We start from the raw sequence: 13,448 nt of genomic DNA on the forward strand, positions 1-13,448 counted from the left end.
CCTTAATGTTCCCGTGCCAATTGTAAAGTTCCAACAAATCGACAACCTACATCAACTGCGAAGAAGTACTTCGCTGTTTTTTTTGCTGCTTTTGTTTTTTGGATCCTTGATTGCCCAGGAAGTTCCGGAGAAATTTAGGGAAAAAGTGGAAACGCTCATTAAACTTCAGCCCAAAACCTACGAAGCACTCGACAAAGAGCTTTATTCCGAAAAAAGAGATACCACTCTGCTTAGATATTTTATCTCTTTTAGCAAAGCAAATGGTTATTTGGAAGGTCAGGCCTATGCCCTTAACCAGCTGGGCATGAAATATAGGAACATCTCTCATTATGAAAAAGCGGCAACGCTGCACAAGCAAGCACTTTCCGCTTCTGAAGAAGCCAACAACATAGATTTTAAAATTCTTAGCCTCAATATGCTTGGTGTGGTGTATCGGCGTACAGATGCCATTAAAACTGCCTTGGACTATAACCAAAAAGCGTTGGAATTGGCAGAAAGTATAGAAAACCCTTCAAATCATATTAAAAGAAGCATCAATGTCGCCCTTAACGGAATCGGTAACCTGTACCAAACCTTGGAGCAGTACGATTTGGCAATTTTACAGTTCGAAAGGGCGCTAAAATTAGAAGAGGAGCTTGGCAATAAATTGGGGTTGGCCATCAACCATCAAAATATTGGGCATTGTATGGAATTAAAAGGTGATTTGGAAGCAGCCTTGGAAAACTACAGAAAGTCGCTGGCATACAATGAAGAAATTGATTCGGATATTGGCCGTTTAATCTGTAAGAACAGCCTGGCTCAGATATACCTTAAACAAGATATGCCCTACTTGGCATTGGTACTTTTGGAGCCACTGCACGAAGAGTCCAAAAGCATAGGTGACTATTCCATTACTTCCTTGGTTTTTATAAACACAGGTTGGGCCCATACCAAGTTGGCCAATTATGATGAGGCTGAGGATTTCATTCAAGAAGGTCTCAAAATGGCCCAGAACCGAAATATTCCCAGCAATATCCTGTATGCGTATGAGAAAATGTCGGATTTGGAAAACACCAGAGGTGACTACAAAAAAGCCTATGAGTTTTACAAAAAGGCTGATGAGTACGACAAACAAATCTCCAGTGCCACCAATTTGAGGTACATGAACGACATTATCGTAAAATACGAAAATGAAAAAAAGAACAATCAAATCGCCGTGCTTGCCAAGGAAAATGAGATTGTGCGTTTAAGGTTAAAGAAGAACCAGACCACACTTTTGGTCAGTGCGCTGATCGTAGGACTTATTTCTTCCATACTTTACATCCTTTACCGACAATACCAGAGCAAAAACGAAAAAAGGGTGCTTACCCTTGAGCAGCAAATGCTTCGCAGTCAAATGAACCCGCATTTTTTGTTCAATTCATTGAACTCCATAAAGCTTTACATTATAAACAACGAGCAAAAAAATGCCGTCCATTACCTCAACAAGTTTTCCAAATTGGTCCGGAAAATCCTGGAAGCATCATCACAAAAGGAAATCCCATTATCGGAAGAATTGGGAACCATGGAGCTCTACATGAATATTGAAAACATAAGGTTCTCCAATGAAATAGATTTTAAAATTGAGGTCGAGGAAGGCATCAATATAGACAACATCAAGATTCCTTCGTTAACGCTGCAACCCTTCTTGGAAAACTCTTTGTGGCACGGTCTGTCCCCTAAGGATGGTGAGAAAAAAATACAGATCAATGTAAAGCACAAGGACAAAGGGCACGTAACCATAGAAATTATGGACAATGGCATAGGCAGGACCATGGCCGAGGTAAACAAAGAAAATAGAGTTTTAAAGAGAAAGTCTTTGGGCATAAGCATTACCAAAGAACGATTGGCCAACTTTGCCAAGGACTATCAAAATAAATTCGATGTAGATATCTTGGATCTTTTTGACGAAAATGGAGATCCTAACGGGACCAAAGTAGTTTTGGACATTCCTACGATTTAACGTTTTCCGTAGCTACCTGTTCCAACTCTTTGTACCAATCTTCACCAAATTTTTTGATCAACGCATCCTTTACAAACTTGTATATGGGAACTTTTAGCTCCTCCCCCAAGGCGCAAGCAGGGTCACAAATTTCCCATTTGTGATAGTTTACCGCGGTAAATTCGGAATATTCCTTGGTCCTGACCGGATACAAATAACAAGATATAGGCTTTTTCCATTGGGTCGCACCGGCTTCGTAAGCGGCTTCAAGACCGCATTTGGCTATGCCATTATCCGAAAAAACAACGTAAGCACATTCGTTGTTGTTTACCAAGGGGGTTTCCCATTCGCCATCCTCGCCCTTCACAAATGCTCCGTGCTCTTCAATTGCGGCAATGCCTTCGGGACGTAAAAAGGGTTTTACATCTTCGTAGATATTGACCAACTTGTCGGTCTCGGAATCTTCCAAGGGAGCTCCATACTCCCCACCTACGCAACACGCTCCCTTACAGGCATTTAAATTGCATACAAAATCATTTTTCAATATCTCTTCGGACACTATGGTTTTTCCTATCTGGAACATACTAAAGCTTACTTTTTGGGCAAAGGTACTTCAAAACCAAAAAATTGATGATTTATAAACATTTAATATGGTCCAAAAGTATTTTTTACACGTAAATTTGCCGGCTGAAAAAAAATAAAGCGATGAATTTTAACTTTAAGGAAATAGCGACGGCTGGAATGATATTGTTTGCTGTAATCGATATTTTGGGAAGCATTCCAATAATTCTATCGTTACGTAAAAAGGTTGGGCATGTTCAATCCGAAAAGGCTTCGATTGTGGCTACTTGTATTATGATCGCCTTTTTGTTTGTGGGTGAAAGTATTCTTTCATTGATTGGAATCGATGTAAATTCTTTTGCCGTTGCGGGTGCTTTTATTATATTTTTCCTTGCCATTGAAATGATTCTGGGTATCTCTCTCTACAAAGATGATGAACCGGAAACAGCTTCCATTGTGCCCATCGCATTTCCGCTTATTGCAGGCGCAGGTACGTTGACTTCCATTTTGTCTCTAAGGGCAGAATATCATGTGGAGAACATTATCGTCGCGATAATTATAAACGTTATCTTTGTGTATATCGTGCTAAAATCCAGTGCTAAAATTGAAGGTATTTTAGGTAAAAACGGACTCAACATTATCCGAAAAGTGTTCGGTGTGATTCTTATGGCCATTGCTGTAAAGCTTTTTGCAACCAACATCAACGAATTGCTTACGCACGGTATTTAAAACATTGATATGAACAAAACCTTAGCGATAATTTTAATTATACTAGCATTGGCTCTAATTGCCTATAATGTGACCTTGGTAGATTTTCAAAACCCGCTTCAAGGTGATAGTACCATTGCTTTGATAGGGATATTGGCCTCTTTGTGCGCCATAGTGTTAATGTTGATCTTTATGACTTCCAAAAAGATTGATAAAAAACTTAAGAAATAGGCTAGGGCTTTATACCCACTGCTCCCAATTGTGAATGGTCTATCTCGGCGTTCTCCAAGGCTTTTACCTTGTTGAGCATGGAATCAAAATCTCCCTTGATCTGTGCCGATAGGTTTGGTGAGAACAGTTGCTCGGCAATATTGGCTTTTAAATAGGCCTTTATCTTGTCCTCGTAGGCATAGAAATCCAGTTTCACCTTACGATCCAAAACAAACTGTATGAATTTATCAAAAAGGATGTCATCCACATGGAACTCGTCCAAAAATTCGTTTTGGGCATAATCATCGTACATGGTTCGATCATCTTCCAAATGCTCAAAAACAAAACGCGCGAAAAACTGATAGGTGTCGTCCATGCTTTCAATGGCCTCTTCCTGATTGCTCCCGATCGGAACAAAAACATCCGGGATAATGCCTCCACCTCCGTAGACTACTTTGCCCTTGGGTGTAACAAACCTTAAAGAATCTGCCACCTTAATGCTGTCCGCAGTGGTAAGTTCTCCACTGGCATAGCGCTCCATAAACCTTTTATAGTAATCGTGGTTGCCATCCTTATAGGATTTTTGAATAGATCGGCCCGTTGGGGTGTAATATCTGGAAACGGTAAGCCTTACCGCAGAGCCATCACCCAAATCCATTTCTCGCTGTACCAAACCTTTTCCAAAGGAACGTCTACCAACAATGGTGCCTACATCGTTATCTTGCAATGCCCCTGCAATTATCTCGCTGGCAGATGCAGATCGCTCATTGATCAATACATAAACCGGTCTATCCTCAAAATCGCCTTTTTTGGTGGCATACGCTTTTTTAATGTTCCCTTTTTTGTTTTTTGTGAAAAGAATCAACTTCTCATCACCCAAAAACTCATCGGCCAACTTTTCGGCAATGCCCAAATATCCTCCAGGGTTGTCCCGAAGGTCTAGGGTCAGTTTTTCTGCGCCTCTTAATTTGAGTTTTCTGAGGGCATCCTTGAACTCATCAAAAGTGGATTCCGCAAAACGGTTTATTTTGATGTATCCCATATCTTTGGTAAGCATATAATAGGCTTCCACGCTTCTGATAGGGACACGGTCACGAACCACATCAAGGTTCATCATTTTGTTCTCCGTTTTTCTAAAAACCTTCAAATTGACCTTGGTCCCCACCTTACCTTTTAAGGTAGATACCACATCGTCATTGGCAATTCTTCTGCCATAAAGCGTGTCCTTGTCGGCCATCAAAATACGGTCGCCTGGTTTTATCCCACTGATGTAGCTCGGACCGTTCTTTATGGTGCGTATCACGGTAATGGTATCCCTGTACATATAGAAACTTACGCCAATGCCCGCAAAATCACCTTTCATGCTTTCGGCCACATCCTTCATCTCATCTCTGGGAATATATACGGAGTGTGGGTCCAATTTGCCCAAAATATTGTTCACGGTAACATCCACAATACTATCGGTGTCCACATCATCTACATACTCGTAGTCGATATAGTCAATAAGTCGGTTGAGTTTATCTTTTTTGGAGTTGGTGGAGAAAAGTTTCTCCGGGGAATCGTTAAAATGGAGCTTTCCCCCTATAAAAATACCGAGGGCCACCGCTAAAGCTAGTAAGGTTGGCCAAATATATCCTTTGATCTTTTTCATATAGCAATTATGGTTTTAAACCATTTCTTCCAAAACGGGCAAATGGACGATTTCAACTCCTGCCCTTTCCAGAAATTTGATTCCAGAGTCGTCTTTGTATGCACTCTGGTATACCACACGTTTTATGCCAGCTTGGTGAACAAGCTTGCTGCACTCCCTGCAAGGCGATAGGGTAATGTACAGCGTAGCACCCTCGCAAGACTGGGTGGACGAAGCCACTTTAAGAATTGCATTTGCTTCTGCGTGGAGCACGTACCACTTGGTGTACCCTTCTTCATCCTCGCAAAAGTTCTCAAAACCGGTGGGCGTTCCGTTGTATCCATCGGAAATAATCATTCTATCCTTTACAATTATGGCACCGACTTGCCTTCTTTTACAATACGACAATTTGCCCCATTCTTGGGCCATCCTCAAATAGGCCTTGTCATATTTTTCTTGTTTGCTCGCCTTCATAAATCCAAAAACGCTGATAATTAATTAAATATACCTGCTTTGGCAGACCCTTACAACCTTATTCGATAAATTTTAACGTAGGCCTACATTGGGAACGTAGCAATAAGCAGGGGTATTGTGATTGCAATGATCAAAATTGATGCAACTGCAATAAAAATGGATTGTTTCACCTTTAAGAGGTCCAAAATCACATAGGAAACAATCAAAACAACCAAAATTACAGTTATTTGAGACAGCTCAATCCCCGTTGCAAAACCCAACAAGGGTGTGATTTTATCTTCCTCTTCGGCCATTAACATCTTAAAGTAGTTAGAAAAACCAAAGCCATGGATCAACCCAAAGAAAGCGGTTGCCAAAATGTGCAGAAAAAGACCCACTTCCAAAGCCTCCTTATATACGTAGGCAAAATTGAACAAAGCGGTGAGTAAAATGGTTACGGGAATCAAAAATTCTATCAAACCTACATCTACCGTGGCAACTTCGTAAACCGACAAAGCCAAGGAGGTGCAGTGCGCAAGGGTGAAAATGGTAGCCAAAATCAGCACGCGTTTCCAATGCTTAAAAGTAAATGGGACCGCCAAGGCCGATAGGAACAAAATATGATCGTAGGCACCAAAGTCCAATACGTGGTCAAGTCCAAGTTTTATATAGAACAAAAATTCCTGCATAAGCTTTTGCCTTCAAATTTAACCAATAAAACACATTTTGTGATGATTTAAAACGCTAATCAAATTTTAACGCCCCACTGTTGCCGTTTAGGAGATTCCCCTTTCTTTTTGAATGGACTCATAGGCCTTTTGGACCTCTTTGAATTTTTCTTCGGCACCTTTTCGTATGGCTTCATTTTCCGTAACCACACGATCGGGATGGTACTTTTTGGCCATTGTTCTGTAAGCCTTTTTCACCTCATCATCCGTGGCGGACTTTTCAATCTCCAAAATCTTGTACGAGTTATCCGTGGACTTGATGAACATCGCCATAATACTTTCAAAATCGTGCTGGTTCACTCGAAAATAGCCGGCGATTTCTCTTAGCTTTTGAATCTCCGCCTTGCTTACCTGTCCATCGGACTGGGCAATCCCAAATAAAAAATGAAGCATTTGCAACCGAACTTCGTACCTTGTTCGCTGCACCATAAAATTGCAAATTCGCTGGGTAGATATCTCCCTTTTTTTGATTACCTCGTTAAACGTCCTGAAAATCGCGTTCGCTTTTTCCTTGCCATAAGTGCTCAAAAAATACTGTCGCACATAATCCAATTCCCTTTGGTTTACCTGCCCATCGGCCTTAATAATTATGGAACAGAGCGAGAGTAGGTTCAACTCAAAATCGGCCGGAGAAACTGATTGTCGGGTAACATTTTCGAATACGGACCTAGATCTGCTGCCAGAACCTCCTAAATTATCCAAAAAGGTCCCGACGATAAATCCTAAAATCGCACCCGGAAATCGAAATAAATAATAACCGATAAAGGCGGCTATCCACTTGATCATGTTTCAAAATTTAAACGGCAAAGATAACGGTTTGATAGAGAAACAAAGCTTTAAGCAATGTTAAGGGTGATGAAAAAACGCTAACAATACCGTATCTTTGTACTATAATCAAAAAGAAGTCTATGTATCCAGAAGAATTGGTTAAACCTATGCGCGAAGACTTGGCCAGTGCCGGGTTCGAAGAACTACATACAAGTGAAGCTGTAAATGAAGCCTTAAAAAAGGATGGAACCACCTTGGTAGTGGTAAATTCGGTTTGCGGTTGTGCCGCGGCCAATGCAAGACCAGCTGCTAAATTGAGCCTGCAAAACAGCAAAACACCAAACAACTTGGTTACCGTTTTTGCCGGTGTGGATATGGAAGCTGTTGCCACAGCCAGAAACCACATGGTTCCCTTTCCTCCCTCTTCACCAAGCATGGCCTTGTTCAAGGATGGTGAGTTGGTGCACATGATAGAAAGGCACCACATTGAAGGTAGACCTGCCGAACTTATTGCAGAAAACTTGATGGAAGCTTACAACGAGCATTGCTAAAATCAAGGAAATAAAATATTGAATGGCCACCCTAAAGGGTGGTTTTTTTATTTTTACGGCAACCAATAAAAATGTACCCGTGCTAAAACTGCTTTCGTATCTCCTCACCGTTATTTTCTTCCTGCTATTTGGATTGGTTTTGGTGATTTTTCATCCCATACAATGGATATGCCTTAATGGGTTTGGGTACAATGCACACAAAAAAAGTGTATCCATATTAAATTGGTTCATTATGCGGTGTACCAATGTGCTGGGGACACGATACAGTTTCCGGAACAAACAAAATATTCCGACCGACCGACCACTGATCATAGTGACCAACCACCAAAGCATGTACGATATACCCCCTATTATTTGGTATATGCGCAAGTACCACCCCAAATTTGTCAGCAAAATTGAGTTGGGAAAAGGAATACCAAGCGTTTCCTATAACTTAAGGCATAGTGGATCGGCTTTAATAGACAGAAAAGATCCGAAACAGTCCATTGCCGAACTGCAGAAATTGGGAAGCTACATTGAAGCTAACAACCGAAGTGCTGTAATTTTTCCTGAAGGTACGCGAAGTAGAAATGGAGTACCCAAACCTTTTAGGACCACGGGGCTTAAAGTGATGATGAAAAAAGCGCCTTCCGCCTTGATCGTGCCCATAAGTATAAACAACTCGTGGAAATTATTACAGTACGGTAAATTTCCGATGGGATTGGGTTCCCATGTAACTTTTGAGGTGCATCCTCCAATAGCAAACCAGGGCAACGCCGATGAAATTATTGCTCAAGTAGAAAACCAGATCGTATCGGGTGTTAAAAACAAATGATGAAGGAATACCATTTGATCCAAAATACCATTGATTTTGTAAAAGAAGAGCTCCAAAATGCCGAAGGCGGTCACGATTGGTTCCATATTGAACGTGTTTTTAACACCTCAAAATTGCTATTGAAACACGAGCAGGGAGATGCTTTGGTTGTTCAACTGGCGGCATTGCTTCATGACATTGCCGATCCCAAATTCCACGGTGGGGATGAGAGCATTGGTCCAAAAACTGCTAAAACATTCCTTGAATCTGAATCCGTCGATGGGGAGACCATTGATCATGTGGTAAACATCATCAAGCATATGTCCTTTAAGAACAGTTTGGCTAAAGAAACAGAAAAATTTACATCAAAAGAGCTTCAAATTGTGCAGGATGCGGACCGTTTGGATGCCATTGGTGCCATTGGAATTGCCAGAGCTTTCAATTACGGAGGTTTTAAAAATAGGGAACTTCACAATCCAGCAATTCCGCCCAACCTCAATATGACGAAGGAGGAGTACAAAAAATCAAAAGCACCCACCATCAACCATTTTTATGAAAAGTTGTTGCTTCTCAAGGATAAAATGAACACGGCAAGCGGAAAAAAACTGGCCGAGGAACGCCATCAATTTATGTTGGACTACCTCAATCAGTTTTACAAAGAGTGGAACGGGACGGAGTAATTTCTAGGATTTCTCTGGCCCTTTTTTGTATCTTGTTGTCTCACATAAAATCAAACTAAACAAGATGCAAAGAAGAAAGTTCATCAAAAATACGGCAGCCGCTTCAGCTGCATTTTCCATTGTTCCCAGTCATGTAATGGGCAAAACCCATATTCCCCCAAGCGATACCTTGTATGTCGCAGGTTTTGGTGTTGGTGGAAGGGGAAATTCCGTAATCAATGGCCTACACGATACAGGAAGGGTAAAATTTGTGGCGTTTTGCGACGTGGATGACCGTCGCGCCCAACAAACCTATGAGCAATTCCCCGATGTAAAGCGTTTTAAAGATTTTAGAAAGGTTTTTGATGCACATATAAACGATATTGATGCCATTGCCGTGGCAACTCCTGACCATACACACGCTACTATTTCTTTACCATTTATGCGCGAAAAAAAACACGCCTACGTGGAAAAACCATTGACCCACAATATTCACGAGGCCCGTTTAATGACGCAGGTGGCAAAAGAACAAGGAATCGTTACCCAAATGGGAAATCAGGGAGCCTCTAGCGATGGTAGCCGAATAGCCCGGGAATGGGTGGAATCCGGCATTATTGGAAAGGTACATACCATTGATTGTTGGACCAACCGCCCCGTATGGCCACAAGGTGTTCCTTTGCCCACTGAAAAAGACCGTATTCCAAGGGGATTGGATTGGGACCTTTGGCTGGGCCCGGCGAAAATGAGGGATTACAACGATGCCTACCTTCCATTTAAATGGAGAGGTTTCTGGGATTTTGGAACTGGAGCTTTGGGAGATATGGGTTGCCATATAATGGAAACGCCTTTTAGTGTACTTGACTTGGGTTATCCTACCGAGGCGGAGGCAAGCTGTACTACCGTATGGGTAGATGATTTTGTGGAGGCGGATTATAGCCATTCCTGTCCACCTTCTTCCAAAATTCATTTGAAGTTTGAGCACGAAGAGCACGGCGATATTGCCTTAAATTGGTATGATGGTGGAATAAAACCAGACCTACCGGACGAACTTAAAGATGATGAGACCATCGGTGATTCTGGCGGCGGTAGTGTTATTTATGGCGATAAAGGTATTTTGGTATGTGACACCTATTCACGAAATGCGAGATTGCTTCCTTCGGAAATGATGGACCTATACAAATCCCCAGCGCCAAAGTACGACAGGGTGCCCGGAGGAACCGATGGACACATCGCGAATTTTGTGGATGGTTGCCAGAACGGTACACCCACTTCTTCCAACTTTGATAAAGCAGGAAGACTTACAGAAACTGTACTTATGGGCAACTTGGCCGTTAAGGCTTACCAATACAAAGAATTACAAGAAGGCAAAACTCCGCGTGATTGGAATCCGTACAACTCACCGGGGAGAAGAAAGCTTTTCTGGGATGGGGACAATATGAAAATTACCAATTATGAGAAAGCCAACGAATGGGTAACCCGTGATTACCGAGAAGGCTGGGAACTAAAATAAGACTGCCCACTGATTTCTGGATTATTAGATTGTTGGAAACAAGCACCCTGAGCTGTCATCCTGAGCGTAGTCTAAGGAGCTGCTGAAGGGTGGAGTGTTAGGGGATTTGGTTATTCGTTATTGGTTAATTGTTTATTGATAATTGTTCATCGCACTGACACGAATTTCACTAATTAACTCAAATTAAGATGGAAACAATTTGTCATTCTGTCCCGATAACTATTGGGATTATTTCAGAATCCCATCATGGTTAACAAACAAATCTCTATGAGAACCTGAAACAAGTTCAGGTTGACGAAAAACTGGGTTTTAGACACGTTCTTTGTTTTATGTCATTCTAAGCGAAACGAAGAATCTCTTTTAGTAAAAAAGCTGACACGAATTTCACGAATTTTCTGGAAACCATTTTTATTTTACCTCAGCAGTCATTCCTAACTTGTTTCGGAATCTCATTGAATATGGATAACCGTTTATTTTTTCATTGCTCAATTAAAATCAAAACAATTTCATCTGTCCATCTTTGTATTGCTCATGCATCTCAGTGTTCAAAGGGGGAAAGCCTCTATCTTTAAAGTATCGTTTCTTAGCAATTTGGGCCATTTCATGTATTTGCTCGGCAATTTTTCCCTCTCCTCTGGTTCTGGTACCAAACCTACTATCGTTAACCGTTCCTCCATGGCAATCCTGAATCTGATGCAGCACTTTTTCCGCCCTATCAGGCATTGCCTTTTTTATCCAGTCCGAAAATATTTGCCCTATAGCTCCATTGAGTCGAACCACAGTCAACCCAAAAGAGCGAGCTCCGTGGTCGGCCACGGCCTTGGCCAAAGGCAACAGTTCATGTGAATTAATACCAGGAATCATAGGGGCCAGCATCGCGTTTACCGGAATGTTGTTTTCCGATAATACTTGAATGGTTTTTAACCGTTTTTGGATAGATGCCGTTCTGGGTTCCAGTTTTCTCCTTGTTTTTTCCGATAATGAGGTCACAGATACGTTAACACCTATCAACTGGTGCTTGTTCAACTCCCTTAAAATATCCAGGTCTCGTAAGACTAAAGCATTTTTTGTAATGATGCCCACAGGATGGCGATATTTTAAAAACACTTTGAGGCATTTTCGCGTAATCTCGAACTTTTGCTCGGCAGGTTGGTAACAATCGGTGTTTCCTGACAGCACAATGGTCTGTGCCCTCCATTTTTTATGCTTGATTTTAGCTTCCAAAAGTTCAGGAGCCGATTTTTTGACAAGAATTCTCCGTTCAAAATCCAAGCCGGCACTATAGCCCCAATACTCGTGCGTGTTTCGAGCATAACAATAAATACAGCCATGTTCACAACCTTGGTAGGGATTCATGGAGTATCCCATTCCCACATCCGGGCTGTCCACTTTGTTTACGATGGTTTTGGGAAAAATGGGAATGTATTTGGTTTTGTTGCATTCGGCTTCTTCTCCTTCCAAACTACAAAACTCCAAAAAGTCATTACGCATTTCCAAAGTATGCTCCAAAAACCGATTGCTTGTATTTTTCTGTGCTCCTCTCCCCTTTAAATAATCTTTGGATGACATTTTTTTGGATTTAATCCAAATATATGGATTTTTTCCTGTTTTTAAATGCTTAGGTTGATGGTTTGACACGAATTGTGCTAATTAACTCAGACTAAGAGAAAAACATTTCCTCATTTTGAACCAAACAACAAGAGTGTGAGAAATCTGAAGCCCTGATAGATTTCTCGACTACCCCTTCGACTACGCTCAGGGTGACAGCTCGAAATGACACCAAACCTTGCTTTCCATTCTGAGTGGTGCGTAGCATCTCTTGTTTTTGTTAAGGGTGAAAAATGAAAAATTTAAGATAAATTGGATGAGATTCCGTGTTGTGCTTCGGCTACGCTCAGCAACCAAACAGCATAAAAAAGCCGAGCTTTCGCCCGGCTTCTCCGCTTTGGTCAGGTGCCCCAAGGGGGGAAATATCCTTTACTACTCTAAACCAAAATATTCGGCCACAGCATTGTAATCGCTAGTGTCCACACCAGCGGCTTTTAGTTCGCTCATTACATTTTCGCTGGTTTTACCCGTATTTGACAATTCTATGGCCACAACCACTAGATTTGTATACTCCCCACCTGGGACCTGGAATGCGACATCACTTAAATCATAAAAATTAATAGTTAGAGTTCCATTGTCGAGGTTGGTAAATACTCTTGCGTAATAGTTGTTATTAAACAAATGCCCTGGTATGGAATACCTAAGACCACTAGTGTGATCAATATAATAAAGGTAGGCATAGTTGTTAGGGTTATCAACAACATCATTTAGGTCAAAATTCAGCTGACTGTAATTACCAAAGAGTTCAAGATTAAATTTATGCTCTTGTACATTGGCATTGCCATCCACTCCATTTTGCCCATCTGTTCCTTGGCAATCAAGTGCGTCCACGACACCATCTAAATTGATGTCCTCATTAGTTTCATCAATGGTAATATCTGGAACACCGTTACCATTAAGATCCCAACAGTTTATTCCATCTGCGCCATCGGTTCCATCGATACCATCAACGCCAGGTATTCCCTGTTCTCCTTGCATCCCTTTTTCTCCATCTTCACCAGAGCAAGATACCAAAACCATGGCCATACAAACCATGGCCATGCTTACTAATTTCAATGTTTTCATAATTTTCTGTTTTTTTATTTAGATTTATTGATGCATCAAAAATAGGATGGATAGATGGTTCAATTCAGCACTAACTAATGTAGCGGTATTACTGTTTGATGAATGACCCATTTCAATTGATGACAAAAATAAACTGTAAGATTATTCTTTCTTTTTTATCGACAATTATAGGGCTAACAGCTATGGGTGAAGGGATGAAAGGTGAAAGGTTGGATTGTTGAGTATTGAAATACTAGAAGGCGGA

Annotated in this window: 14 protein-coding genes; 7 read left to right on the plus strand and 7 right to left on the minus strand. The window is 41.3% G+C overall.

What is annotated here, in order from left to right:
- Positions 1–13 precede the first annotated feature (13 nt).
- Complete coding sequence (locus J4E06_RS07465) at positions 14–1,981, plus strand: tetratricopeptide repeat-containing sensor histidine kinase (RefSeq protein WP_349523413.1); 1,968 nt, start codon at positions 14–16, stop codon at positions 1,979–1,981.
- On the opposite strand, the gene J4E06_RS07470 is transcribed toward J4E06_RS07465, so the two are convergent.
- A complete protein-coding gene (locus J4E06_RS07470; RefSeq protein WP_349523414.1) occupies positions 1,971–2,543 on the minus strand; it encodes a DUF3109 family protein in 573 nt (190 codons plus the stop codon). The two genes, J4E06_RS07465 and J4E06_RS07470, sit on opposite strands and share 11 nt — an antisense overlap.
- Positions 2,544–2,665: 122 nt before the next feature.
- On the opposite strand from J4E06_RS07470, the gene J4E06_RS07475 reads away from it, so the two are divergent.
- The gene (locus J4E06_RS07475; RefSeq protein ID WP_349523415.1) at positions 2,666–3,250 is read left to right on the plus strand and encodes a MarC family protein; all 585 of its coding nucleotides are present in this window, start codon (positions 2,666–2,668) and stop codon (positions 3,248–3,250) included.
- A gap of 9 nt (positions 3,251–3,259) precedes the next feature.
- Positions 3,260–3,460, plus strand: coding sequence for a hypothetical protein (locus J4E06_RS07480; RefSeq protein WP_062787515.1), 201 nt, complete (start codon positions 3,260–3,262; stop codon positions 3,458–3,460).
- A gap of 1 nt (position 3,461) precedes the next feature.
- Here J4E06_RS07480 and J4E06_RS07485 read toward each other — a convergent pair whose 3' ends face one another.
- From J4E06_RS07485 to J4E06_RS07500, 4 genes are all read right to left on the minus strand, one after another.
- Complete coding sequence (locus tag J4E06_RS07485) at positions 3,462–5,090, minus strand: S41 family peptidase (protein ID WP_349523416.1); 1,629 nt, start codon at positions 5,088–5,090, stop codon at positions 3,462–3,464.
- 15 nt (positions 5,091–5,105) lie between these two features.
- The gene (locus J4E06_RS07490) at positions 5,106–5,543 is read right to left on the minus strand and encodes a deoxycytidylate deaminase (protein WP_108245473.1); all 438 of its coding nucleotides are present in this window, start codon (positions 5,541–5,543) and stop codon (positions 5,106–5,108) included.
- Between the two features lie 83 nt (positions 5,544–5,626).
- A complete protein-coding gene (locus J4E06_RS07495) occupies positions 5,627–6,211 on the minus strand; it encodes a HupE/UreJ family protein (protein WP_349523417.1) in 585 nt (194 codons plus the stop codon).
- 87 nt (positions 6,212–6,298) lie between these two features.
- Positions 6,299–7,036 (minus strand): tellurite resistance TerB family protein, encoded by a 738-nt coding sequence (locus J4E06_RS07500; protein WP_349523418.1) that lies wholly within the window; start codon positions 7,034–7,036, stop codon positions 6,299–6,301.
- 122 nt (positions 7,037–7,158) lie between these two features.
- On the opposite strand from J4E06_RS07500, the gene J4E06_RS07505 reads away from it, so the two are divergent.
- From J4E06_RS07505 to J4E06_RS07520, 4 genes are all read left to right on the plus strand, one after another.
- On the plus strand, positions 7,159–7,569 hold the full coding sequence (locus J4E06_RS07505; protein WP_014032829.1) for a BrxA/BrxB family bacilliredoxin: 411 nt from the start codon (positions 7,159–7,161) through the stop codon (positions 7,567–7,569).
- A gap of 79 nt (positions 7,570–7,648) precedes the next feature.
- Positions 7,649–8,383, plus strand: a complete 735-nt coding sequence (locus J4E06_RS07510) for a lysophospholipid acyltransferase family protein (RefSeq protein ID WP_349523632.1) — start codon at positions 7,649–7,651, stop codon at positions 8,381–8,383.
- The gene (locus J4E06_RS07515; RefSeq protein ID WP_349523633.1) at positions 8,383–9,042 is read left to right on the plus strand and encodes an HD domain-containing protein; all 660 of its coding nucleotides are present in this window, start codon (positions 8,383–8,385) and stop codon (positions 9,040–9,042) included. Before J4E06_RS07510 ends, J4E06_RS07515 begins: the two co-directional genes overlap by 1 nt.
- Before the next feature lie 64 nt (positions 9,043–9,106).
- Positions 9,107–10,531: a Gfo/Idh/MocA family protein gene (locus J4E06_RS07520; RefSeq protein ID WP_349523419.1), complete on the plus strand. Its 1,425-nt coding sequence runs from the start codon at positions 9,107–9,109 to the stop codon at positions 10,529–10,531.
- Positions 10,532–11,026: 495 nt separating this feature from the next.
- Here the strand turns inward: J4E06_RS07520 and J4E06_RS07525 are convergent, their stop codons facing one another.
- Positions 11,027–12,100 (minus strand): PA0069 family radical SAM protein, encoded by a 1,074-nt coding sequence (locus J4E06_RS07525; protein ID WP_349523420.1) that lies wholly within the window; start codon positions 12,098–12,100, stop codon positions 11,027–11,029.
- Between the two features lie 411 nt (positions 12,101–12,511).
- On the minus strand, positions 12,512–13,204 hold the full coding sequence (locus J4E06_RS07530) for a collagen-like protein (protein WP_349523421.1): 693 nt from the start codon (positions 13,202–13,204) through the stop codon (positions 12,512–12,514).
- Positions 13,205–13,448 lie beyond the last annotated feature (244 nt).

The organism is Allomuricauda sp. NFXS6, from assembly GCF_040148835.1.
Classification (GTDB): Bacteria; Bacteroidota; Bacteroidia; order Flavobacteriales; family Flavobacteriaceae; genus Flagellimonas.

Coding starts and splice junctions, on each gene's coding strand:
- J4E06_RS07470 (WP_349523414.1), bottom strand. CDS start 2,543: ATGTTCCAGATAGGAAAAACCATAGTGTCCGAAGAGATATTGAAAAAT.
- J4E06_RS07475 (WP_349523415.1), top strand. CDS start 2,666: ATGAATTTTAACTTTAAGGAAATAGCGACGGCTGGAATGATATTGTTT.
- J4E06_RS07480 (WP_062787515.1), top strand. CDS start 3,260: ATGAACAAAACCTTAGCGATAATTTTAATTATACTAGCATTGGCTCTA.
- J4E06_RS07485 (WP_349523416.1), bottom strand. CDS start 5,090: ATGAAAAAGATCAAAGGATATATTTGGCCAACCTTACTAGCTTTAGCG.
- J4E06_RS07490 (WP_108245473.1), bottom strand. CDS start 5,543: ATGAAGGCGAGCAAACAAGAAAAATATGACAAGGCCTATTTGAGGATG.
- J4E06_RS07495 (WP_349523417.1), bottom strand. CDS start 6,211: ATGCAGGAATTTTTGTTCTATATAAAACTTGGACTTGACCACGTATTG.
- J4E06_RS07500 (WP_349523418.1), bottom strand. CDS start 7,036: ATGATCAAGTGGATAGCCGCCTTTATCGGTTATTATTTATTTCGATTT.
- J4E06_RS07505 (WP_014032829.1), top strand. CDS start 7,159: ATGTATCCAGAAGAATTGGTTAAACCTATGCGCGAAGACTTGGCCAGT.
- J4E06_RS07515 (WP_349523633.1), top strand. CDS start 8,383: ATGAAGGAATACCATTTGATCCAAAATACCATTGATTTTGTAAAAGAA.
- J4E06_RS07520 (WP_349523419.1), top strand. CDS start 9,107: ATGCAAAGAAGAAAGTTCATCAAAAATACGGCAGCCGCTTCAGCTGCA.
- J4E06_RS07525 (WP_349523420.1), bottom strand. CDS start 12,100: ATGTCATCCAAAGATTATTTAAAGGGGAGAGGAGCACAGAAAAATACA.
- J4E06_RS07530 (WP_349523421.1), bottom strand. CDS start 13,204: ATGAAAACATTGAAATTAGTAAGCATGGCCATGGTTTGTATGGCCATG.